The sequence below is a fragment of the Xanthomonas sp. NCPPB 1826 genome (assembly GCF_056725285.1).
The window spans coordinates 2,429,779-2,449,757 of sequence record NZ_CM161521.1 but is presented as its reverse complement, the minus strand read 5'-3'; the positions used below and the strand labels follow the sequence as shown (position 1 = coordinate 2,449,757).

The 19,979-nt window shown below is 65.3% G+C and carries 15 protein-coding genes; 11 read left to right on the top strand and 4 right to left on the bottom strand.

Translation table 11 applies throughout. From position 1 onward, the window contains the following. Positions 1 to 192 precede the first annotated feature (192 nt). The 4 genes from trxB (at position 193) to infA (ending at position 3,635) form a co-directional block, all read left to right on the top strand. Entirely contained in the window at positions 193 to 1,161 is a 969-nt protein-coding gene (gene trxB / locus AC1PLA_RS10535; protein ID WP_016901755.1) for a thioredoxin-disulfide reductase, read from the top strand. Between the two features lie 60 nt (positions 1,162 to 1,221). Further along, positions 1,222 to 2,340, top strand: coding sequence for a GNAT family N-acetyltransferase (locus tag AC1PLA_RS10530; RefSeq protein ID WP_481106113.1), 1,119 nt, complete (start codon positions 1,222 to 1,224; stop codon positions 2,338 to 2,340). A gap of 246 nt (positions 2,341 to 2,586) precedes the next feature. Beyond that, positions 2,587 to 3,336: a leucyl/phenylalanyl-tRNA--protein transferase gene (gene aat, locus AC1PLA_RS10525; protein ID WP_411759420.1), complete on the top strand. Its 750-nt coding sequence runs from the start codon at positions 2,587 to 2,589 to the stop codon at positions 3,334 to 3,336. An 80-nt stretch (positions 3,337 to 3,416) separates the two neighbouring features. After that, a complete protein-coding gene (gene infA, locus AC1PLA_RS10520; RefSeq protein WP_002813418.1) occupies positions 3,417 to 3,635 on the top strand; it encodes a translation initiation factor IF-1 in 219 nt (72 codons plus the stop codon). Positions 3,636 to 3,942: 307 nt separating this feature from the next. On the opposite strand, the gene clpA is transcribed toward infA, so the two are convergent. Both clpA and clpS read right to left on the bottom strand, forming a co-directional pair. Next, positions 3,943 to 6,225: an ATP-dependent Clp protease ATP-binding subunit ClpA gene (gene clpA / locus AC1PLA_RS10515; RefSeq protein WP_016901749.1), complete on the bottom strand. Its 2,283-nt coding sequence runs from the start codon at positions 6,223 to 6,225 to the stop codon at positions 3,943 to 3,945. Between the two features lie 142 nt (positions 6,226 to 6,367). Further along, positions 6,368 to 6,688 (bottom strand): ATP-dependent Clp protease adapter ClpS, encoded by a 321-nt coding sequence (clpS, locus tag AC1PLA_RS10510; RefSeq protein ID WP_016901748.1) that lies wholly within the window; start codon positions 6,686 to 6,688, stop codon positions 6,368 to 6,370. A 250-nt stretch (positions 6,689 to 6,938) separates the two neighbouring features. Here clpS and AC1PLA_RS10505 point away from each other — a divergent pair, with 250 nt between their 5' ends. The 5 genes from AC1PLA_RS10505 to AC1PLA_RS10485 all read left to right on the top strand — a co-directional run bounded on the left by AC1PLA_RS10505 (position 6,939) and on the right by AC1PLA_RS10485 (position 10,851). Next, a complete protein-coding gene (locus AC1PLA_RS10505; RefSeq protein ID WP_039521525.1) occupies positions 6,939 to 7,397 on the top strand; it encodes an NUDIX hydrolase in 459 nt (152 codons plus the stop codon). Next, positions 7,394 to 8,530 (top strand): tRNA 2-thiouridine(34) synthase MnmA, encoded by a 1,137-nt coding sequence (mnmA, locus tag AC1PLA_RS10500; RefSeq protein ID WP_481106112.1) that lies wholly within the window; start codon positions 7,394 to 7,396, stop codon positions 8,528 to 8,530. Before AC1PLA_RS10505 ends, mnmA begins: the two co-directional genes overlap by 4 nt. Then, on the top strand, positions 8,530 to 9,144 hold the full coding sequence (gene hflD / locus AC1PLA_RS10495) for a high frequency lysogenization protein HflD (protein WP_481106111.1): 615 nt from the start codon (positions 8,530 to 8,532) through the stop codon (positions 9,142 to 9,144). The genes mnmA and hflD overlap by 1 nt, the downstream gene beginning before the upstream one ends. 60 nt (positions 9,145 to 9,204) lie before the next feature. Then, entirely contained in the window at positions 9,205 to 10,482 is a 1,278-nt protein-coding gene (locus AC1PLA_RS10490) for a methyl-accepting chemotaxis protein (RefSeq protein ID WP_172454375.1), read from the top strand. 84 nt (positions 10,483 to 10,566) lie between these two features. Next, entirely contained in the window at positions 10,567 to 10,851 is a 285-nt protein-coding gene (locus tag AC1PLA_RS10485) for a hypothetical protein (protein WP_047128680.1), read from the top strand. Between the two features lie 882 nt (positions 10,852 to 11,733). Here AC1PLA_RS10485 and AC1PLA_RS10480 read toward each other — a convergent pair. Next, positions 11,734 to 14,520: a sensor domain-containing protein gene (locus AC1PLA_RS10480; RefSeq protein WP_481106110.1), complete on the bottom strand. Its 2,787-nt coding sequence runs from the start codon at positions 14,518 to 14,520 to the stop codon at positions 11,734 to 11,736. Positions 14,521 to 14,640: 120 nt separating this feature from the next. Here AC1PLA_RS10480 and AC1PLA_RS10475 point away from each other — a divergent pair, with 120 nt between their 5' ends. After that, positions 14,641 to 16,773, top strand: a complete 2,133-nt coding sequence (locus AC1PLA_RS10475; RefSeq protein ID WP_039521515.1) for a sensor histidine kinase — start codon at positions 14,641 to 14,643, stop codon at positions 16,771 to 16,773. Between the two features lie 3 nt (positions 16,774 to 16,776). Continuing rightward, the gene (locus AC1PLA_RS10470) at positions 16,777 to 18,498 is read left to right on the top strand and encodes an EAL domain-containing protein (RefSeq protein ID WP_039521514.1); all 1,722 of its coding nucleotides are present in this window, start codon (positions 16,777 to 16,779) and stop codon (positions 18,496 to 18,498) included. Positions 18,499 to 18,649: 151 nt separating this feature from the next. On the opposite strand, the gene AC1PLA_RS10465 is transcribed toward AC1PLA_RS10470, so the two are convergent. Next, positions 18,650 to 19,876, bottom strand: a complete 1,227-nt coding sequence (locus AC1PLA_RS10465) for an ATP-binding protein (protein WP_039527359.1) — start codon at positions 19,874 to 19,876, stop codon at positions 18,650 to 18,652. Positions 19,877 to 19,979 lie beyond the last annotated feature (103 nt).

Genomic DNA, 19,979 nt, shown 5'->3' with positions numbered 1-19,979 from the left:
GGCATCCGATGGTCAACAAAAAACGCCGCACGGGGCGGCGTCGATTACGCGTACTGGGTGGACCATGCCATCTGCGGTTCAAGCAGTTCCATCGCGCCGCCTTGATTCACCGGGTGGGGACCGCCACTCTATGCCGCCACAGGGGCGCGAATTCACTCGTCTGCCCTGCCAATTCCTAGATCGCGAGTATACATGAGCGCCTCTTCTGCCAGTCCCGCCAAGCATTCCCGCCTGTTGATCCTGGGCTCCGGCCCGGCCGGCTGGACCGCCGCGGTCTACGCCGCCCGCGCCAACCTCAAGCCGGTGGTGATCACCGGCCTGCAGCAAGGCGGCCAGCTGATGACCACCACCGAAGTCGACAACTGGCCGGGCGACCCCCACGGCCTGATGGGCCCAGACCTGATGAGCCGCATGCAGGCGCATGCCGAGCGCTTCGAGACCGAGGTCATCTTCGACCACATCCACACCGCCGACCTGTCGCAGCGCCCGTTCCGGCTGACTGGCGACGGTGCCGAATACACCTGCGACGCACTGATCATCTCCACCGGCGCTACTGCCAAGTACCTGGGCATCCCCAGCGAGGAAGCCTTCAAGGGCCGCGGCGTGTCCGCCTGCGCCACCTGCGATGGGTTCTTCTACAAGGACCAGGACGTGGTGGTGGTCGGCGGCGGCAATACCGCAGTCGAAGAAGCGCTGTACCTGTCCAACATCGCCCGCAAGGTCTACCTGGTGCACCGCCGCGATACGCTGCGCGCCGAAAAGATCATGCAGGACAAGCTGTTCGCCAAGGTCGCCGCCGGCAAGATCGAAACTGTCTGGCACCACGCCATCGATGAAGTGCTGGGCAACGATGCCGGCGTCACCGGCGTGCGGGTCAAGTCCACCCTCGACGGCAGCACCCGCGAGATCGTCGCGCACGGCTTCTTCGTTGCCATCGGCCATCACCCCAACACCCAACTGTTCGACGGCCAGCTGGCGATGAACAACGGCTACCTGGAAATCCGCTCCGGCCTCAACGGCGCGGCGACCGAGACCTCGGTGGCCGGCGTGTTCGCCGCCGGCGACGTCGCCGACCAGCACTACCGCCAGGCGATCACCTCGGCCGGCTTCGGCTGCATGGCCGCGCTGGATGCCGAGCGCTACCTCGACAAGAGCGCCTGAGGTGGCTGCTGACCGCCGGCCGCGCCGTGCGGGCAGCGCCGATACCAGCGGGCCGTACGCATGAGCGTCACCGCCCGCTGGTGCCGCCGGCTGGACGAGCTTCCGGCCGGGGCCTGGGACACGCTGCACGACGGCGCGCACCCATTCATTTCTTATGCGTTCCTGGAAGGCCTGGAGCAGGAGGGCTGCCTGCGACCGGACTGGGGCTGGAACCCGCTGCACCTGACGCTATGGGACGGCGACACGCTGGTCGCCGCCGCACCGGGATACCTGAAGAACAACTCGCATGGCGAGTTCGTGTTCGACCACGCCTGGGCGCATGCCTACGCGCGCTACGGGCAGGAGTACTTCCCCAAGTGGCTGTGCGGGGTGCCCTACTCGCCGGTGACCGGACCACGCCTGCTGGGCGCACCACGCTGGCGCCCGCAGTTGCTCGGGGCGATGCGCACGCTGGTGGAGCGCAGCGGGCTGTCGTCGGCGCACGTCAACTTCCACCCGGCCGACGAAGATGCCGCCTTCGACGCCGACTGGCTGGAGCGCAACGATCTGCAGTACCACTGGCACAACGCTAGCGGCTGGAGCGATTTCGAAAGCTTCCTGGCGGCGATGGACCACAAGCGGCGCAAGAACATCCGCCAGGAGCGCGTCAAGGTGCAGCGGGCCGGCGTGCAGTTGCGCGTGGTGCATGGCGATGAAGCCAGCGACGCCGACCTGGAAGCGATGTACGGTTTCTACCTCAAGACCTTCAACGAATACGGCAACTCGCCCGCGCTGACGCCGGAATTCCTGCATCACCTGGCCCGGCACCTGCCGCGCCAGCTGGTGATGTTTCTGGCCGAGCTGGACGGGAAACCGATCGCCGGCGCGCTCTGCCTGCGCGGGCGCGACACGCTGTACGGGCGTTACTGGGGCGGTGAAGCCCTTCCGGGGCTGCATTTCGAAACCTGCTACTACCAAGGCATCGAATACTGCCTGCGCGAGGGCCTGGCCCGCTTCGAGCCCGGCGCGCAAGGCGAGCACAAGATCGCGCGCGGCTTTCTGCCGACCCTGGTCCGCAGCCGTCACTGGATCGCCGACCCCGGCTTCCGCGAGCCGCTGGCGCAATGGTGCGCCGACGAGCGCCAGGCGGTGGCCCGGCATGCACGCGAGCTGTCCGAGCACAGCCCGTTTCGCGACTGAACCTCGCGGCGGCGACGTAGGGCGTAGCCGCCGCTGATCGCCGGCCGGGCGTCTTGCAGATGTGGCGGCGATGCGATTCAACCCGTCCAAGGACTAATCCTTAGCCGAGTAGCGAACTACGCGCCCAGCATCGCGGTGCTTGCGGACGCATGCCGCAAAGCATGTCGACCACACACGCGGTTCGTCGCGTGCCGGCGATGGTCAACACCCTGGGAGCACCTGTACGACACGCTCTACACTGCACGCATGTCCCGCGCCCTTCCCTACCTGCTGGCGGCCGATCCGGCCGCCCCGTTTCCGCCGGCCGAGTCCGCGTTGCGCGAGCCGGACGGCCTGCTCGCCATCGGTGGCGACCTGTCGCCGCAGCGCCTGCTCAACGCCTATGCCAGTGGCGTGTTTCCCTGGTTCTCGGAAGGCCAGCCGATTCTGTGGTGGAGCCCGGACCCGCGCACGGTGTTTCGTACCGATGGCGTGCGCCTGTCCTCGCGCTTCCGTCGCCAGCTGCGCAGCAGCCACTGGATCGTGCGCGCCGATACCGCCTTCGCGCAGGTGATCGATGCCTGCGCGTCGATTCCGCGTGCCGGCCAGGATGGCACCTGGATCACCACGCCGATGCAGCAGGCCTACATCGAACTGCATCGGCTGGGCCATGCGCATTCGCTAGAGGTGTTCGATGGCATGCACCTGGTCGGCGGCATCTACGGCGTGGCGGTCGGCCGGATGTTCTTCGGCGAGAGCATGTTCAGTGCCGACAGCGGCGGCTCGAAGGTGGCGCTGGCGGCGCTGGCTGCGCATCTGTACTCCCGCGGCTGGCCATTGCTCGACGCGCAGGTGGAGAACCCACACCTGATGCGCCTGGGTGCACAACGCCTGCCACGTGCAGAATTCCTGCAGCAGGTGCGGCTGCAGGTCGGCCAGGCGGCGGCACCCGGCAGTTGGTCCGAGCGCTACGGCGAGCGGCCTGCCAGCGCGCTCGCTGAAGTCCGCTTAACATAAAATTTGCACCGCGGGGAGATGGAGCGTAAAATGCCGTCCCTTACGGCCCTTCCGGGCCAGCCGTGATTGCACAGGATTACATGTCGAAAGACGACTCCATTGAATTCGAAGGCAGCGTCAGCGAGACGCTCCCCAACACCACGTTCCGGGTCAAGCTGGAAAACGGGCATGAAATCATCGCCCACATCTCCGGCCGCATGCGTAAGAACTACATCCGCATCCTGACCGGCGACCGGGTCAAAGTTGAGATGACTCCCTACGACCTGACCAAGGGTCGTATTACCTACCGCATGAAGTAAGCGGTTCTGGTGTGAGACGCGAGGCGGCCAATGGCCGCTTTTTGTCGTGCCCCCGAGATTTGCGGATCTGGTTGGCAGCGGTGATCCGGCGGTGTCGGCTTGCTTCTGCCCTTCGCTCGCACCTTGCCTCCAGTGCTTGCGCCTCGGTCGCTACTCCGCCCAAGCTCCGGAAGCGCGCTGTCGTTGCTCCTCGCGAGCCGCGACCGCCGCTCGGCTTCTACGCCCCCTCCACTCGGGCCACACGTTCTGAGGGCATAAAAAAAACCGCTCTTTCGAGCGGTTTTTTCGTTTCAGGACCGCAAGGCGATCAGTCGACCGTTGCCGGCAGCAGACGCTCCGGTTCCGGGTGCGCTTCCACCACCAGTTCGCCATCCTTGACGTCGATATTGACCCGACCGCCTTCCACCAGCTTGCCGAACAACAGTTCGTCGGCCAGCGGACGCTTGATCTTCTCCTGGATCACGCGCGACATCGGGCGCGCGCCCATCAATGGATCGAAGCCGTGCTGGGCCAGCCAGTCGCGCGCAGTCGGGGTAGCCGACAGCGAGACGTGCTTTTCCTGCAACAGCATTTCCAGCTCGATGATGAACTTGTCCACCACCCGCAGGATGTGGTCGAAGCCCAGCGGCTGGAACTGCACGATCGCATCCAGGCGGTTGCGGAACTCGGGCGTGAACCCACGACGGATCGACTCCATCGCATCGGTGGAGTGATCCTGCTTGGTAAAGCCGATCGACCGCCGCGACGCCTGGGTGGCACCGGCATTGGTCGTCATCACCAGGATCACGTTCTTGAAGTTCGCCTCACGCCCGTTGGTGTCGGTGAGGATGCCGCGATCCATGACCTGCAACAGGATGTTGAAGATGTCCGGATGCGCCTTCTCCACCTCGTCCAGCAGCAGCACGCAGTGCGGTGTCTTGACGATTTTCTCGGTCAGCAGACCGCCCTGATCGAAGCCGACATAGCCCGGAGGGGCACCGATCAGACGGCTGATGGAATGCGCTTCCATGTACTCGGACATGTCGAAGCGCACCAGCTCGATCCCCAGCTGCAGCGCAAGCTGCTTGGTGACCTCGGTCTTGCCGACGCCGGTGGGGCCAGCGAACAGGAAGTTGCCTATCGGCTTTTCCGGATTGGCCAGGCCCGAGCGTGCGAGCTTGATCGAACCGGCCAGCGTCTCGATCGCCGGGTTCTGCCCGAAGATCACCATCTTCAGATTGCGCTCCAGATGCTGCAGCACGTCCTTGTCGGTCGCGCTGACCTGCTTGGCCGGAATCCGCGCCATCTTGGCGACGATGGTCTCGATCTCCTCGATGTCGATCAGCTCCTTGCGCTTGCCTTCCGGCAGCAGACGCTGACGCGCACCGGCCTCGTCGATCACATCGATCGCCTTGTCCGGCAGCAGGCGGTCGCCGATGTGCTTGACCGACAGGTCCACGGCCGCCTGCAGTGCGTCATCGGCATAGGTCACGCCGTGGTGCGCCTCATACTTGGGCTTGAGGCCCTGCAGGATTTCGAAGGTCTCGCCCACGGTCGGCTCGACGATGTCGATCTTCTGGAAACGACGCGCCAGTGCACGGTCCTTTTCGAAGATGCCGCGGTATTCCTGGAACGTGGTCGAGCCAATGCAGCGCAGCTCGCCAGACGACAGCGCCGGCTTGATCAGATTGGACGCATCCATGGTGCCGCCCGATGCAGAACCCGCACCGATGATGGTGTGGATCTCGTCGATGAATAGCACCGCGTTGGGCACCTTCTTCAGCGCCGCCAGCACGCCCTTGAGGCGCTTTTCGAAGTCGCCACGGTACTTGGTGCCGGCGACCAGCGCGCCCAGGTCCAGCGAGAAGATCACCGCATCGGCCAGCACTTCCGGCACGTCGTTGTCGACGATGCGCTTGGCCAGACCTTCGGCGATCGCGGTCTTGCCCACGCCGGCCTCGCCCACGTACAGCGGGTTGTTCTTGCGGCGGCGGCACAGCACTTGGATGGTGCGCTCGATTTCGTCGCCACGGCCGACCAACGGGTCGATCTTGCCGTTGCGGGCCTGCTCGTTGAGATTGGTGGCGAACTCGGCCAGCGCATCGCCCTTGGCCTCGCCCTCCCCGCCCTCGCTCTTGGGCTCGCCATCGGAGGCGGACGGCTGCTCGCCGTCCTCGCCCAGCTTGGCGATGCCATGCGAGAGGTAATTGACGATATCCAGACGGGTGATGTCCTGCTGGTTCAGGAAGTACACCGCGTGCGAATCCTTCTCGCCGAAGATCGCGACCAGCACGTTGGCGCCGGTGACTTCCTTCTTACCCGAGGATTGCACGTGATAGACCGCACGCTGCAGCACACGCTGGAAGCCCAGGGTGGGCTGGGTGTCGCGGCCATCGTCTTCGGCCAGGCGCGAGACCGAGGCCTCGATCGCCTGCTCCAGATCGTTGTGCAAACGCACCTGGTCGGCGCCGCAAGCCTTGAGGACGGCCTGGGCGGACGGGTTGTCCAGCAGCGAGAGCAGCAGGTGCTCGACGGTCATGAACTCATGACGCGCCTCGCGTGCTCGCTTGTAGCACTGGCCGATGGTTTGCTCTAGGTCTTTGCTGAACATTGGTAACTCCGAACGGCTGTTGCCAACAATATGCGGCTTTTGTTGGGATTTACCACAACCCTATCGGATAGGCATGTTCAGACGGCGTTAGCATGTGATTGCAGCCACAGTGTTGCGCTGCTGGAATGATCCGATTGACGCCTCAGGTCTGTTCCATCGTGCACAGCAGCGGGTGCTGGTTCATGCGCGAGAATTCGTTGACCTGCGCCACCTTGGACTCGGCGACTTCGCGGCTGTAGACCCCGCAGACGCCGCGTCCACGGGTGTGGACATGCAGCATGACCTGCGTGGCCCGCTCCAGATCGAGGTTGAAAAACTGCTGCAGCACCGTCACCACGAAGTCCATCGGGGTGTAGTCGTCGTTCAGCAAAAGCACCTGATAACGCGGCGGTGGCGCCACTTCAGGCTTGCTGGCTTCGACGGTGAGGCCGTGATCGTGTTCGTGTGAGGTCTTACGAGGCATCCGGGCATTATACGGTTCATCGCCGCACGCATTGGACGATTTACGCCGCGCCCCGCACAATTTGTCTCCGATTCCATGGCTGGCCCTTGATGACCGATTCCCTGACCGCGCGGTTGCTGGCGCCGTCGTTCACTGCCGACTTGCCCAGCTCCGTGCACCTTGCCGGGTCGCAGCGCCGCTGGACCTGGCTTCAAACCGTATGGTTCGCCGCTAGCGCGAGCGCGGCCCCGATCGCGCAGGACCCGCAGCGATGAGCGCTTCCGACCAACGCTGGCATCCGGATGTCACCGTGGCCACCGTGGTGGTGCGCGACGGGCGCTTCCTGCAGGTGGAAGAGACCATTGGCGGCAAGCTGTTGTTGAACCAGCCTGCCGGGCATCTGGAACCGGAGGAGAGCCTGCTCGATGCGGCGGTGCGCGAGACGCTGGAAGAGACCGGCTGGGATGTCCGCCTGACCCACTTCATCGGCACCTACCAATGGGTCGCCCCGACTGGCCAGTGCTTCCTGCGGTTCGCGTTTGTGGCCGAGGCCGTGACCCACCATCCCGAGCGCAGCCTGGATACCGGCGTGGTGCGCGCGTTGTGGATGACGCCGGACGAATTGCGCAGCGCGACCGAGCGCCTGCGCAGCCCGCTGGTGTGGGAAGTGGTGGCCGACTATCTGGCCGGCCAGCGCCATCCCTTGGCCTTGGTGCGGCACGTCGCATGAGTACGCCGCGGATCGTTGTCGGTGTCTCCGGCGGTGTGGATTCGTCGGTGGCGGCCTGGCGGTTGGCCCAGCAGGGCGAGTCGATCGCCGGGCTGTTCATGCAGAACTGGGCCGACGACGGCAGCGGCGATTGCCGCGCCGAGGACGACCGCCGCGATGCGGTGGCGGTGTGCGGAGTGCTGGGCATCCCGTTCCACTTCCGCGATTTTTCCGGCGAATACTGGAGCGGCGTGTTCGAGCACTTCCTGGCCGAATACGCGGCCGGGCGCACACCGAATCCAGACGTGCTGTGCAACCGCGAGGTCAAGTTCAAGCATTTTCTGGATGCGGCCCAGGCGCTGGGCGCCGAGCGCATCGCCACCGGCCACTATGCGCGGGTGGCGCACAGCGGCGGGCGCTGGCGCCTACTGCGCGGCGCCGACCGCAGCAAGGACCAGAGCTATTTCCTGCATCAGCTGGGACAGACGCAACTGGCCGCGACGCTGTTTCCGATCGGCGATATGGAAAAAAGCACGCTGCGCCGGGTCGCCCAGGACGCCGGTCTGCCGACCCATGCCAAGAAGGATTCCACCGGCATCTGTTTCATTGGCGAACGCGATTTCCGCGAGTTTCTGGGCCGGTACCTGCCCGCGCGCAGCGGCGAGATCCGCGATCCGCAGGGGCAGCGCATTGCCGAGCATCCGGGCGTGTTTTATTTCACCCTGGGTCAGCGCGAAGGCCTGAACATCGGTGGCGTGCGTGGGCGTGCCGCCGCGCCGTGGTACGTGGTCGGCAAGGATGTGGCGAGCAACGTGCTGTATGTGGACCAGGACCGCGACAGCCCGCTGCTGCAATCGCGCTGGCTGCAGTCCGAGCAGGCCCATTGGGTCACCGGGGCGCCGCCGGCGCGCAGCTTCGGCTGCACCGCGCAGACGCGTTACCGGCAGCCCGACGAGCCGTGCACGGTGGAGGTGCAGGACAATGGCAGCGTGCAGGTGCGTTTCGAGCGGCCGCAGCGGGCGGTGACGCCCGGGCAGTCGCTGGTGCTGTACGACGGCGAGGAATGCCTGGGCGGCGCGGTCATTGCCGCCACCGATGCGCCGCTGGAACGCCAACTGGCAGGATCTTCTTTTTCACCTGAGGTAGTGGCTTGATGAGTTCTTCCATGGATCACCGCGTGCTGGCGCTTGCCGGCGTCGCCCAGGCCCTGCAACAGGTGCGGCGGATCGCCGAAACCGGGCATTCGGAGGCTGCGACGGTGCGTACCGCCATGGACAGCGTGTTCCGGGTGGATGCGTCCTCGCCGGAGGCCGTGTACGGCTCGCCAGCGGACCTGGCGCCAGGGCTGAGGCTGCTGCACAACTATTTCCACAACCAGGGCCAGGACGAGGTCCTGCCGCGGCTGGCGCTGGCAGTGCTGCAGCTGGAGCGCCGCTTCGTGCGCGACACCGCCACCGTGGCCACGGTCTCCAATGGCATCGAGGCAGCGGCGCGGCAGGCACACAGCCTGGGCGACAGCGGCCACCCTGACGTGCTGAGTTCGCTGGGCGGGCTGTATGCGCACACCATCAGCCACCTGCGCCCCAAGGTCATGGTGCAGGGCAATCCGCATTACCTGGGCCAGGCCGGCGTGGTTGCGGAAATCCGCGCGCTGCTGCTGGCCGCGGTGCGCTCGGCCGTGTTGTGGCGGCAGATGGGTGGCAGCCTGTGGGATTTCCTGTTTGCCAAGCGCGCAATGATTGAAGCGGTGGACCGCGCGCTGCGCTAAACCACTGACGATCCCGGTGTGCTACACGCGCTGGCGGTCGCTGGCGCGTGTCAACAAAGCTTGAACGGGCGAGACGATGTGGCGATCGTCGCTAAAGACAAAGGGGGTACGGCCGATACAGCAACCGTGACTCTGCCGAGAACGCCCATGTATTCACGTCCACTTATCCGTCTGGCCGCCCCTTTGGCCCTGACCTTGCTGTTTCCCTTCGCTGTCGGATTCGACTGGCCCGCTTCGGTGCGCTGGGCGATCCTGGCGACCATGACGCTCAGCTGGCTCGGTTTCGCTGCCTGGGTGACCTACTCCCAGTTCCGGCGTAATCCGGACCAGACCCGCATCCTGCGCGAGCAGGACCAACTGCTCAACGAACTGCGTACGTTCGTCAGCAACGAAGTCGACGGTTCGCGCTCGGAAGTCGAGCGTGCCCGCGAACTGATCCGCCAGGCCGTGTCCGGTCTTGGTGGCAGCTTCGAAGCGATGAACCGCAAGTCGCGCCAGCAAAGCCAGGCATTGGCCCGCATCGTCGACCGTGCCGGTGACGACGGCAGCGCCGGTGTCGACGTCGCCCGCTTCGCCCAGCACGCCAGCTCCCGCATGGAGCAACTGGTGGAAGCGCTGGAACAGGTGAGCGGCCAAAGCACCAACACCGTGCATCACATCGATGAGATGGCCCAGCATCTGGATGGCATCTTCGCGCTGCTGGAAGACGTCAAGTCGATCGCCGACCAGACCAACCTGCTGGCATTGAATGCCGCCATCGAAGCAGCCCGTGCCGGTGAAGCCGGTCGCGGCTTCGCGGTGGTCGCCGACGAGGTGCGCAATCTGTCCGAGCGTTCCACCACCTTCAACGAACAGATCCGCAAGCTGGCGCACAGCTCCAAGGAATCGATCGCCAAGGTGCGTGAAACGGTCTCGCAGCTGGCCTCGCGTCACATGGATCGCTCCCGCGAAGCCCGCCACGAATCGGCGGCGATGCTGGAGAATGTCGCGCAGATCAACGCCTCGCTGGGCGACGGCATGCGCGAAATCTCCGAATGTGCGCGCTCCATCGACGGTAGCGTGGCCGAAGCGGTGCGTGCCCTGCAGTTCGAGGACATCGCCACGCAGACGCTGAGCGGTATCCATACCCACCTCGATCGCCTCACCGCGATCAACCGCGAAGCGGTGGCGCTGCAGGAACTGCTGCATCGCAATGGCGGCGTGTACGACAGCGATCTGGTCGCCGCGCTGGCCAAGGTGTCCAACCGCCTGCGCGACATGCGTGTGGAATGGGAGCGCCCGCCGCACAAGCCGGTGGCGCAGCAAGGCATGGGCGCCGGTACGGTCGAGCTGTTCTAAGACCGATGCCACGCACTGTCTGATTTCCGACATTCCCCGGCCTTCCGGGGATTTGTCGTTCCGCAACAACCTGGTATTCCGCTGATGACGCTCCTTGCTCCGCCCACCGATGCACCCACGGCCGTGCTGGAATCAGCCGCGCTGGCAGCTGCACACGCCCAGCGCATTGCGCAAAGCGACGCTGCCCGGCCCGCGCTGCGCAGCGTGCGCATGCCGGCCGCGCTGGAACGGCTGGAGCGTGCCGCCCGTGCGGAAGTGCAGGCAATGCAGCACCCGCGCCGCAGCTGCAGCGAAGAAGAACTGCTGTTTGCGACCGTGGCCTGGGACCTGGGTCTGGATGGCGCCGCGGTCGACGTATCCGGACGCTGACGTTTTTGTGCGACAGCGGGGCGTGCCTCGGCAGGCGCCCCGCTGGCTGTATTCACTGCCCGACCTGTGGCGTTTGTGCATCAGGCCGTGCTACCCGGCGTGGCTCCGAACACGCAATGCCGTGCGATTGCAGCACCAGGGTGAGGTCTCCCCTGCCCGTCTGCTCGAGTACTTCCACGACATAACGCAACACTTCGATCGGATGATCTGCGGCCTGGCTGCGGGGTCCTTACTTGCCTACCGTCGCTGGTCACGCCTTGAATCCGTTCCTGAGGTGTCTTGAGCGGAATCCATGCCGCACAAGGTCCCGCGATGGTGAGCGGGCTGCACCGGCACGACGTAGCTTCCGCTCTGAATTGCGACGTGTACCTTTTCGGTAGTCAGGCGTGTGATGGATCAGGTGTGGATCGCCTGGCTTTGCAGGTTGGCTGCAGGGCCCTTGTCCGCCCACCATCGCAGGACACGCCGCAAGTACGTCCCTGTAGGCTCTTACGCGGCATCCATGCCGCGTAAGGTCCTGCGACGGTAGGCGGACAAGGACCAGTCGAGATTGTCGGTGTGCGGGGTTGCAAGCAGAGCACGAGGTGCATTGTTCGGATCACCTTGCGTCCGAAAATCTTCCTCACGCAAGCCGAATAACAGGCAGGCTTTCAACAGGCAGGCTATGGACTTCTCAAAGTCTCAAGACCCTGCAATACGTATGTTTTTATCTGGCCACCGACCAACTCTCTGGTGCGGTGCCCTTGCCGGTTGCTGGCTCCTTGGACGGATTCACGGCGTGTCCCGCAAGTGGCGAGGGCATCACGCCCTCGACTCGCTGAGCTTTTGACCGGCGCATTTCAACAGCCAGGCGGGCGACGCCGGGCGCTGCGACAGATGGCGTCAGTTGGCGAGGACCAGGCGTGCGCCTAGGCGCATGCCGGCTTCGGCTTCGCGCAGCCACTGCGCCATGTCGCGCGGCGACAGCGGCCGCGAGTAGAAATAGCCCTGGATTTCGTCGCAGCCCTGCTGGCGCAGCAATGCGTCTTCCTGCACCGTTTCCACGCCCTCGGCGACCACCTGCATGCCCAGCGCGTGGCCCAGATGCACGATGGCCTGGGTCACTTCGGCGGTGTTGGCGTCGTCGAGCATGCCTTGCACGAAGCTGCGGTCGATCTTCAGACGCTGCACCGGGAAGCGGTTGAGGTAATGCAGGTTGGAGAAGCCGGTACCGAAGTCGTCCACCGCCAACAGCACACCATTCTGTTCGAACAGCTCGAAGCAGCGGCGCAGCGAGTCGGAATCGCGGATCAAGGCCGATTCGGTCAACTCCAGTTCCAGGCGCGATGGCGACCAGCCGTTGTCGCGGCAGATTTCCAGTACGCGCTCTGCAAAGCCGCGCTCGCGCAACTGCACCGCAGAGACGTTGACCGCGATGCGGCTGAAATTGAGCCCGGCGCGGTCCCAGACCACGGCCTGGCGGCAGGCCTCGCCGATCACCCATTCGCCCAGGCGCACGATCTCGCCGCACTCCTCGGCAATCGGAATGAACTCGACCGGGCTGCACTGGCCATGGCCGGGGCGATTCCAGCGCATCAGCGCTTCGATCGCCGGCGACGATTCACCCACCGTGTTGACCAGCGGCTGATAGACCAGGGTGAATTCTTCGCGTTCCAGCGCACCTTGCAGCGCGTGTTCCAGCTCCAGGCGGCGCTGTGCACGCATCAGCACGTCCTGGCTGTAGTAATGGAAGGTGTTGCGGCCCGATTCCTTGGCTGCATACATCGCCGCATCGGCGGCGCGCAGCAGGCTGTCGAAATCCGACAGGCCCTCGCCCTGCAACGCGATACCGATGCTGGCACCGAGCTTGAGGGTGACGTGGTCCTTGCGCAGCGGCTCGCCGAGCGCGCTGATCAGCTTGCGCGCCACATGGCCGGCGTCTTCCGGTTCGGAGAGATCACGCAGCAGCACGATGAATTCGTCGTCGCTGAAACGACCGAACAGGTCGCTGTTGCGCAGATGCTGGTGCAGGCGCGCCGAGGCCAGTTTGAGCAGATTGTCGCCGGTGGCGTGACCGAAGGAATCGTTGATGCTCTTGAAGCCATCCAGATCGATCAGCAGCATCGCCAGCACCTGGCCGCGCTCGTGCGCTTCGCGAATCGCGTTCTCTGCCTGCTCGCGCAGCAGGAAGCGGTTCGGCAGACCGGTCAGGCGATCGTAGTGGGCCAGCAGCTCGATGCGCTCGTTGGCTTCGCGCTCGCGGGTGACGTCGCGGAACAAGGCGACGAAACGCGGCGGCAGGCCTTCGCGACGGTCCAGCTCGATCAGCACCTGTACCCAGATCCGCTGGCCGGAGTTGCGGTAGAAACACAGCTCCAGCTGTTCGGGCAGGCCGCCATCGGAGATACGCAGCAGCGCCGCCTCGAAGGCGTCGCGCGAGTCCTGCGTGTACAGCGACAGCGCCTGCTCCAGGGTGATGTTTTCCTTGCGCAGGCCGTGGATGCGGTAGCACTCCTCGGTCCACTGCATGCGCCGGGTGTCGACCTCGATCTCGCAGCCGCCGATCTTGCCCAGCGCAGACACGCGGTTGAGCAGCTCGGTGCGCCAGCGGATCAATGCATCGGTCTGGCGTTGCTCGGTGACGTTCTGCAACTGGCCGAGCAAACGCACCATGCTGCCGTTGCCATCGAACACCGGCTGCGCCCAGACCCGCAGGTGATGCGGATTGACGTCGCCAAGCCCATTGATTTCCAGCTCGAAATGCACCGGCAGGCCTTCGTGCTTGATCTTGCGCCAGGCGCTGCGCAGATGCGCAACCGACGGCCGGCCCAGCAGGCGCAGGATGTCGCGAATGCCCTGCAGGCGCTGCTGGGTCACGCCGAGCTGTTGCAGGAAATCCGGCGACACCCACAGCGTGTCCTTGAGCGTGTCCCAGCTCCAGCTGCCCATGCTGGCGATGCGCTGGGCCTCTTCGAGCTGGGCCTGCTGCTCGCGCAGCTGCTGCTCGAGCAACTTGTGGTGGTGCACATCGGTATGCGTGCCGACCATGCGCAGCGGGCGGCCGTCGGCGGTCCGCGACACCACGCGGCCGCGATCCAGGATCCAGCGCCACTGGCCGTCGTGCTGACGCAGACGGAATTCGGCCGTGTAGGTATCGGTGCGCCCGTCCAGGTGCGCCTGCACGGCAGCACTGACCAGCGCGTGGTCGTCGGGATGGATCAGCCCGGACAACGCGGTGAGATTGTTCGGTAGCGGCTGCTCGGAATACCCGAGCATGCGGGTCCAGCGCTCGGAGCGGTAGACCACATCGGCTGGAATGTCCCAGTCCCACAGTCCGTGATCGGCGCTGTCCAGGCCCATTTCCCAGCGGCTGGTACCGTCGGCGCCCATCGGCTCGGGAATGCTCAGGGTGAAGGCCATGACCTGGCCGTGTTCGTCGCTGACCGCGCGCAGCCAGCCTTCCAGACGCCCGCCACCGGTACCCGGCAGCACGCAGGCGGCCATGCCGCCGCTATTGGCCACCTGGACGCGACTGCTTTCCAGGACTTCGGCATAGGCGCCAAGGGTGGACGGCAATCCCAGCGATTGCGCAACGCGGTTGGCCGCCAGAGGCTGGCCATGCGCATCCAACAACACCACCGCCGAGGTCAGCGGGTGCTGCAGCATGCTTGCAATGACGCCTGAGTCCACTCTGGAACACTCCGAAGAATCGACCCCGGCCTTCGGAGTCGCAATGGATAACGGCCGTTTCCTGGATTAGTTGAGGCGCGTGTTTCGGGCCCGACCGAACCGGGACGAGTTGCGGCTAAGATGGTTGCATCGCCAGCACCAAAGGTCGTCCGCGGACCCATGCCTCATCCTGTCGCCGCGCCCGCGTTTTCGTCCGCTCCCGTGTCCCGTCTTCGCCTCGCCGAGCGCCTGCAACAAGGTCTGTGGACCCTGACCGGGCTGTATTTGCTGGTCGGGGTGATCTGGCTGCTGCTGGGCAACCGGCTGCTGCACCTGGCCGGCGCCGCCATGCCGGAGCGCTGGTCGGACGCCAGCTTCCTGCTGGTGTCGAGCGTGGTGATCCACCTGGTGCTGCGCCGTTTCGTGGCGCTGATCGTGGAAGAGCACGCGCAACTGGCGCAATCGGAGGCGGTGCTGCAGGCCAAGTTCCTGGCCCTGCCCAGCCCTGCGCTGATCTACGACCTGGCCACGCTGCGCATCCTGGATGCCAACCCGGCAGCGCTGGAATTCTTCGGCTGGGAGCGCGACGAATTCCTGCAGCAGACGCTGCAGGCAATCTGGCCCAACGCCGACGGCGCGCGCCTGGAGGAAATCATTGCCCAGATCCGCGCCAAGGGCGACGCCACCTGCACCCTGCACGAGGATCTGCTGACCCGCAGCGGCCCGCGCCATGTCGAGATCCGCAGCAACCAGCTGCATCTGGCCAGCGGCCCTGCTCGCCTGGTGGTCACCGTGGACCGCAGCGAGGAACGCCAGGCGCAGCATCTGCGCGACGAGGCGCTGCAGCGGCTGGAAGAGGCGCAGAGCATCGCGCGGCTTGGCTCATGGCAGCTGGATCGCGCGACCGGATTGGGGCGCTACTCGCCGGCGGTGTACCGCCTGCTTGGCCGCAGCGTGCCGATGCATCGGCGCGAGCATCGGCTGGAAGAACTGTTGACCGCCTCGGACACCGCCACCCAGGCGCGGATCGAGCGCATGATCGAGGACATGTGCACCGGTGGCGAAGTGCAGATCGACGTGCTGCTGCCGCTGACCGGTGGCGATTCGCAGCCGCGCACCGTGCATCTGCGCGCCGAAAGCGTGACCAACCCGAACGGCGCCCGGCATATCCATGGCACGCTGCAGGACGTCAGCGAGCGCGAGCAGTCGCGCCGCTTGCTGCGCGAGCGCGAGGAGCAGTTCCGCGAGCTGGTCAGGGTGCTGCCCGATGGCGTGCTGATCCTGGCCGACGAGCACGTGATGTATGCCAATGCCGCCGGATCGGTGCAGTTCGGTTTCCAGGGCGAAACCATCCTGGGCGAGCCGCTGCAGACGCTGGTCGGCGACAGTGATCTGCCGGTGGTGCGCGAGTACCTGCGCGCGGGCAGCGATCGCAACGAGCCGGTGTCCAGCGCACGGGCGATGCGCCGCCGCGATGGCAGCACCTTCTATGCCGGCCTGTCGGCCGGCGATATCCGCTATGGCGGACGCAGCTGCAAGTTGTTGGTGGTGCGCGACCTGAGCGAACCCGAACGCATGCGCGATGCGCTGGCCGAGAGCAATGCCGAGTTGCAGGCGATGGCCAAGCGCCTGTTCTCGCTGCAGGAGGACGAACGCCGCGCGATCTCGCGCGATCTGCACGACGACATCGGCCAGGCCATAACGGCAATGAAGCTGTCCGCGCATGCGGCGCTGGACGAGCCCGATCCTGACGCGCGCCGCGAAGACCTGCTGGAAGTGGTGTCGCTGGCCGACAGCACCGTGACCAAGCTGCGTAACCTGTCGATGCTGTTGCGTCCGCCGCAGCTGGATGCGCTGGGCCTGGAAGCGGCGCTGCGCTGGCAGGCCTCGATGCTGTTTCGCGCATCGCCGGTGCGGCTGGAGCTGGATATCCAGGCACTGGACGTGCGCCCGGGCAACGAGATCGAGCAGGCGTGTTTCCGGATTGCGCAGGAAAGCCTGACCAACGCGCTGCGCCACGCCTGCGCCGGCGAAGTGCACATGCGGCTGTACTCGATCGACAGCGAGAGCTTTCGCCTGGAAGTCAGCGACGACGGCGATGGCTTCGAACCGGAAGGCCCGCGTGGGCTCGGGCTGATCGTGATGCGTGAGCGTGCGCAAACCGTCGGCGGCGCGCTCGCGATAGAATCAGCACCCGGAGCAGGCACGCGCGTGACGTTGCGCCTGCCCTATCACCCGGTCGGCGAGCCCGTCCACGACGATGGTGGACGTTAAGTCATGTGGAGCCCCGTAATCCCGCCCGGACTGGAAATCGTCAAACCCACCCGCCTGGGCGCGGGCAATCCCGAACTGCTGCATCTGGTGGACGCTGCCGCATCCGGCGGCCCGCCGTTGATGGTGTTCCACATCGATATCGATCACTTCGCCTCGATCAACGAGAACATGAGTGCCGAAGTCGGCGATCAGGCGTTGACGCTGGTGGCGCGCCGGCTGCAGGATTTTCTCGGCGCGCGCGGCAAGTTGTGGCGTCACGGCAGCGATGAGATGGTGGTGGTGGCGGTGCGTCGCGAAGACACCCCGCTGCCGGAGGATTTTGCCGAAGAGATCCGCCAGCAGCTGGAACTGCCGCTGTCGGTGCTGCCGTACACCTTGTTCATGACCGGCAAGGTCGGCATCAGCCTGTGCCCGGAACACTCCACCTCGCTGTCGATCCTGCTCGACTACGCCGAAGAAGCCAGCTACCAGGCCGCACGCGAAGGCGGCAATACGGTGCGCCTGTACACGCGCAACTCGACCACCAATGCGCATAGCGAAAGCATCATTGCGCGGCAGATCGTCGATGCGATCCCGCATGGCGAACTGCGGCTGCGCTACCAGCCGCTGGTGAGCGCGCGCGACGGCCGCATCGTCGGCATGGAAGCACTGCTGCGCTGGCAGTCGCCTACCCTGGGCATGCTGGTGCCGGAACGCTTCATGCGCACTGCCGAGCGCCTGGGGGTGATCGTGCAGATCGGCGAATGGGTGCTGCAGAACGCGGTGCGCCAGGCACGGCTGTGGCGCGACCAGGGCTTCGACGATTTCAGCATCGCGGTCAACGTCTCCACGCTGCAGCTGTTGCGCCCGGGTTTCTTCAACGAAGTGATGGCGATGCTGCAGACCGCCGGCGTGCCGGCGCAGTTCGTCACGCTGGAGATCAACGAAAGCGCGTTGACCAACAACGTTAACTTCGTCCACGAGACGATGGCCAACCTGCGCAACGAAGGCATCAGCCTGAGCCTGGATAACTTCGGTACCGGCGATTCCAGCCTGAGCGCGCTGGTGCGCTATCCGGTGGACCGGCTGAAGATCGATCGCAGCTTCATCAAGAGCGCGCCGGCCGGCAGCCGCGAGGCGGCGATTGCGCGCGCGATCATCGCGATGGGCCACCAACTCGGCATGACGGTGATCGCCAACGGCGTGGAATCGCAGGCGCAACTGGGCTTTTTGCGGCGCAACGATTGCGACATCTTCCAGGGCTATCTGTTCGGCGAACCGATGTCGGCCGAGTCGGCCGGCATGGCGCTACGCCGCCGCTACCTGCGCCCGGAATCGTTCGCCGAAAGCCGCCCCGACCGCACGCTGCTGCTGCTGGACGACGAAGAAAACGTGCTGCGCTCGCTGGTGCGCCTGTTCCGCCGCGATGGCTACCGCATCCTGGCCGCCGGCAACGTGCGCGACGCCTTCGACCTGCTCGCCACCAACGACGTGCAGGTGATCCTGTCGGACCAGCGCATGAGCGACATGAGCGGCACCGAGTTCCTGGGCCGGGTCAAGATGCTCTACCCCGACACCGTGCGCCTGGTGCTGTCCGGCTACACCGATCTGGCCACGGTCACCGAAGCGATCAACCGCGGCGCGATCTACCGCTTCCTGACCAAGCCCTGGAACGACGACGAGCTGCGCGAGCACATTCGTCAGGCATTTCGCACGCATGATGAGCTGCGTAACGGCAGGGAATAGGGATTCGGGATTGGGGATTGGTAAAGCAAAAGCCAACAGCGATATTCCTGAGCCGCAATCGGAGATTCGCTGAGTAAGGCAGACGGCAAGAGCGCGGCAAAACCGCTCTTGCCAATCCCTAATCCCGACTCCCCAATCCCAGCGCCAAGCGCTACCGCGGCTGCCGCACCGGCAGCACGATCCGGAAACTGGCGCCCTGCCCCGGGACGCTTTCGACGTCGATGCGGCCGTGGTGCTTGTTGATGATGCCGTAGGAGATCGACAGGCCCAGGCCGGTGCCGCTGCCGACCGGCTTGGTGGTGAAGAACGGGTCGAAGATGCGTTGCAGCAGGTCCGGAGCGATGCCCGCGCCGCTGTCCTGGAACTGGATCCAGACATTCTCGGTCTCGTCGCGGCCGGTGGTGACCGTGATCGTGCCACGCTCGACGATCGCCTGGCCGGCGTTGAGCAGCATGTTCATGTAGACCTGGTTGAGCTCGGACGGCAGGCATTCCACCAACGGCAGCTCGGCGTAATTGCGCTCCAGCGTGACCTTGTACTTGAGCTCGTTCCAGATGATGTTGATCGTGGATTCGAGACCGGCATGCAGGTCGACCATCTTCCACGACTCGGACCGGTCCGAGTACGAGAAGTCCTTGAGGTCGCGCACGATGCGGGTGACCCGCTCGATACCTTCGCGCGACTCGGCCATCAGCTGCGGCAGGTCGCGGCTGATGAAGTCGATGTCGGCGCGGTTGCGGATCTCGTCGATCTCCGGAATCAGCGCCTTCGGATCCGGCGCCTGCAGTGCGCGCTCATAGGCTTCGATCAGCGTGAACAGGCTGCGCAGGTATTCCTGCAGGCTGCCGAGATTGGAGTGCACATAGCCGATCGGGTTGTTGATTTCGTGCGCCACGCCGGCGGCCAGCTGGCCGATGGAGGCCATTTTTTCCGACTGCAGCAGCTTGTCCTGCGCGCCGTTCAAACGCAGATAGGCCTGCCGCAATTCGGCATGGCGCTGCTGCAGCTCGCGCTCGTAGTCCTGCTGGCCTTCGATGTTGTGGAACAGCGCCAGGAAGTGCCCGACGCCCTGCTCCTCGTTGTAGTACAGATGCGCGATGACCACGCGATCGGCCACCGGCAGGCTGCCGGTCCAGCTGCCCTTGCTGCGCGCCTGATTGAGCGCATCCGACGGCAGCACCTGCGAGATCCGTTCGCCGAGATTGCGGTCGTCGGCAGGATCTTCCTTGCACAGGCTCTGGCGGGCGATGGCGTTGGCCAGGATCAGCTGTCCGTCGGCGCGGAACAGCAGCACGCCCTCGAGCATCTGGTCGCCAAAGGCGCGCAGCATGGTCGAGGACGGTAATAGGGTTTGATTGAGAAAAAACTTGGCAGTCACGGGACAGGGCGGCGTAGAGGACGCTTCAATATACGCCGAACCGCCCAGGCCTCGTATTGCGCGGGGCCACGCTCTTGCACGCCGGGCAGCTCAAAGCTGCGGC

What these genes read in the sequence shown, in the direction of transcription:
- trxB (WP_016901755.1), top strand. Translation starts at nt 193, where the DNA reads ATGAGCGCCTCTTCTGCCAGTCCCGCCAAGCATTCCCGCCTGTTGATC.
- AC1PLA_RS10530 (WP_481106113.1), top strand. Translation starts at nt 1,222, where the DNA reads ATGAGCGTCACCGCCCGCTGGTGCCGCCGGCTGGACGAGCTTCCGGCC.
- aat (WP_411759420.1), top strand. Translation starts at nt 2,587, where the DNA reads ATGTCCCGCGCCCTTCCCTACCTGCTGGCGGCCGATCCGGCCGCCCCG.
- infA (WP_002813418.1), top strand. Translation starts at nt 3,417, where the DNA reads ATGTCGAAAGACGACTCCATTGAATTCGAAGGCAGCGTCAGCGAGACG.
- clpA (WP_016901749.1), bottom strand. Translation starts at nt 6,225, where the DNA reads ATGTTCAGCAAAGACCTAGAGCAAACCATCGGCCAGTGCTACAAGCGA.
- clpS (WP_016901748.1), bottom strand. Translation starts at nt 6,688, where the DNA reads ATGCCTCGTAAGACCTCACACGAACACGATCACGGCCTCACCGTCGAA.
- AC1PLA_RS10505 (WP_039521525.1), top strand. Translation starts at nt 6,939, where the DNA reads ATGAGCGCTTCCGACCAACGCTGGCATCCGGATGTCACCGTGGCCACC.
- mnmA (WP_481106112.1), top strand. Translation starts at nt 7,394, where the DNA reads ATGAGTACGCCGCGGATCGTTGTCGGTGTCTCCGGCGGTGTGGATTCG.
- hflD (WP_481106111.1), top strand. Translation starts at nt 8,530, where the DNA reads ATGAGTTCTTCCATGGATCACCGCGTGCTGGCGCTTGCCGGCGTCGCC.
- AC1PLA_RS10485 (WP_047128680.1), top strand. Translation starts at nt 10,567, where the DNA reads ATGACGCTCCTTGCTCCGCCCACCGATGCACCCACGGCCGTGCTGGAA.
- AC1PLA_RS10475 (WP_039521515.1), top strand. Translation starts at nt 14,641, where the DNA reads ATGGTTGCATCGCCAGCACCAAAGGTCGTCCGCGGACCCATGCCTCAT.
- AC1PLA_RS10470 (WP_039521514.1), top strand. Translation starts at nt 16,777, where the DNA reads ATGTGGAGCCCCGTAATCCCGCCCGGACTGGAAATCGTCAAACCCACC.